The organism is Dactylosporangium sp. NPDC048998 (assembly GCF_043197855.1).
Taxonomy (GTDB): Bacteria; Actinomycetota; Actinomycetes; order Mycobacteriales; family Micromonosporaceae; genus Dactylosporangium.
In genome coordinates, this window is sequence record NZ_JBICTV010000091.1 from 1 (window position 1) to 2,763 (window position 2,763).

Sequence of the window (2,763 nt, forward strand, 5' to 3'; positions counted from 1 at the left end):
TCCGGACACACCCGAACGTCCGCGCCAGCTCAGCGGCCTGCGCGTCGGTCGGGTAGCAGCGGAACTTGAACGCCCGCTTCACCGTCCTGGACATGCCACACATCTTGGCCGATCTATTTTGTGAACCTTGCGGTGACACGCGGGCAGACGCCGATCCGCCCTGGCGGCGAATCAGCTTTTCCTGTCCTGCTCCGCAGGGGTTTCCTCCCCGCCTGAAGGCGGGGGTCTCCACGGAAGGAATCCGATGATGACCGACGTTGTCCACCCGCCAGCCGACACCGGCCCAGATTGAGATCCCGGGGTCGTGATGTGTGTGGTGCCCGGCGGCTCGGCCGCCGGGCACCACTGTCTGGCGTCTTACTTGCTGGCGTCGAGGCCGAGGGCGTCGATGATGGCGTGGAAGACTTCAGTGTTGTCCAGGAAGGCGTTGAAGCGCTGCGCGCCGGGCCCGGACGCGACGATGGAGACGTCTTCGACGGTGTGGACGCAGTTGGTCTGGTCGAACGGCAGGTTGCCGGTCTGCAGTTCGGCGCCGGGGTCGTGGGCAGGGTTGGCGACGGCCTTGCCGGTAGCCGGGTCGATCAGCGCCGGCTGGGTCGGCTTCGGGTCGAGCTGGAAGTCGTCGGCGTGGTCGGGGTGGTTGGACCAGCCGAAGAACAGCTGCACATCGGGGTTCGGGTCGTCGGGGAAGCCGTCGCCGTCCTTGTCGACGTAGGTGGGGAACCCGGCGTCGGCGTACACGCCGTTGCCGGCCCGTCCGTCGGCCTTGCCCCGGTCGTGGGTGCCGATGATGCTCATCGAGTGGTTGTGGTCGGCCGTGACCACGATCAGGGTGTCGTCGCGACGGGCGGCCCACCGCTTGGCCACGCCGATGGCCTGGTCGAACTCGATGGTGTCGTACACCGCGCGAGGGCCGTCCAACGGGTGCTCCTGCTTGTCGATGGAGGCACCCTCCACCATGAGGAAGAACCCGTTACGGTTGTCCTGCAGGACGTTCAGCGCCGCCTCGGTCATCTCCGGCAGGGTGGGCTGGTCGGTCCAGCTGCCGAGGATCTCGGGCTTCTTGGTGTGCTGCCGGTCGAGGTAGACGTTCATGTTGCCGGTGTGGAACATGCCCAGCAGGCGGCGGGGCCGGCCGGACATCGCCGACTGCAGCTGCTTGCGGTCCTGCGCATAGGCGTAGCCGAGCGCCTTGAACTCGTCAACCAGGTTGCGCTCGTCGGCACGCCGCGAGCCCGGCTGCGACTTCGGCAGTAGCGAGGCCAAGCCGCCGCCCAGGAGCACGTCGGGCCGCTGCCCGTCGGTGAGAGCCTGGTTCATGATCTCGATGTACTCGGAGCGGCGGCGGGTGTGCGCGAACACCGCGGCCGGTGTGGCGTCCTGCACCTCGGCGGTGGTGACCACGCCGATGGCCTTGCCCTGGGTCCGCTTGAGCAGCTCCGCCATGGTCTCCACCCGCGGGTGGGCGTTGACGTCGGTGGCGTTGGACTCGTAGACGCCCATGGCGTTGACCGACGACTTGTGCCCGGTCATGTACGCCGACATCGAGTTGGCCGAGTCGGTCGCGATCGAGTCCGCGCCGGAGGTGCCCACGATGCCGCGGGCGTCCATCTGGTCCATCTCCAGCAGGCCGCGGTACTTGCCCTCGGTGATGCCCTTGGACAGCAGCCGCGCCGCGGTGATCGCCGCGCCGCCCATGCCGTCGCCGAGGAAGAAGATGACGTTCTTGGCCCGCCGGCCGCCGGCATTGTTCGCGGGGACGACCACCTCGTGAACGACGCTGCCGGAGAAGCTTTCGGCCCCGTTGGTGACCTTCACGGCCACCAGGTGCCGGCCCGCCGCCGGGTAGGCCAGGTGCCGGTAGGTGATCTCCAGGCTGCCGGGCACCGAACTGGTGCGCTCGGGATTGCCCTTGAGCAGGGGCACAGGGCCGTGCGGCCCAGTGACGCTGATCTCGACGCGAGCGGTGGCCGTGTCGACGCCGGCGGCCTCGACCCGCAGGTCGAAGAACGCCCCGGCCCGGAACTTCGCGTCGTTCAGCGGCAGGACCCGGATACGCGGATTGGCCACTCCGGTGATCGGCGCGCCATGACGGCGGCCGGTGGATGCGTGCGGATCCACCTCCTTGAGGCTGGCCGGGTTCGGTGACGCGGCGGCCGCCGTCGACGCGGCGACCGATTGGGTCACCGCACCGCCGAGCCCGACGATCACCGCTGCCGCGGCGCCGGTCCCGCCCAGCAGCGACCTGCGGCTCACACCCGCTGGCTCCGTTGCCTTGTTATCCATGAATGTATTGCCCTCTCCGCACGAGTGCTGGTCCGGCAACCCTCGTGGTCCCGTATGCCGAGATGGCAACGAGTTGGACAACTCTTCACGTATGGCAGTTCAACAATCGCAGCTCAGCGTGGGCCTGGCGCCTGCTGCGGTCACGAGGTCTCCAGTGGTCTAGGCGGTGCGGCCGGCGCGGCGGTAGGCGAGGGCGCCTGCGACGAGGCCGGCCAGGCCGAGGACGAGTCCGGCGACGCCGAGCCCGATGGCGGTACCGTCGGTGTCGTTCTTGCCGCTGTTCATGGTCGCGGCAGCGTCCTGCGCCGCGGTGCTGGTCGTGGTGCCGGCACCGCCGGCGGTGGCGGACTTGGCCAGCTTCAGCGTCGGGGCGGGGTGATCCGCTTCCGCGCCGGGCGCGGGTTCGTCGATCCAGCGCACGACGTCGCCGTCGGAGTAGGTCTGCAGGGCCTTGAAGACGAGCTGGTCGGCCTGCGG

Annotated in this window: 3 protein-coding genes; all 3 read right to left on the reverse strand. The window is 69.2% G+C overall.

Annotated features, from left to right (window positions below; translation table 11 throughout):
- Positions 1-103 (reverse strand): helix-turn-helix domain-containing protein (locus ACGFI8_RS47900; RefSeq protein ID WP_392815789.1); only part of this gene is annotated, 103 nt, incomplete at its 3' end.
- Positions 104-357: 254 nt separating this feature from the next.
- The gene (locus ACGFI8_RS47905; RefSeq protein ID WP_392815786.1) at positions 358-2,256 is read right to left on the reverse strand and encodes an alkaline phosphatase; all 1,899 of its coding nucleotides are present in this window, start codon (positions 2,254-2,256) and stop codon (positions 358-360) included.
- 189 nt (positions 2,257-2,445) lie between these two features.
- Positions 2,446-2,763 (reverse strand): DUF1775 domain-containing protein (locus ACGFI8_RS47910; protein ID WP_392815787.1); only part of this gene is annotated, 318 nt, incomplete at its 5' end.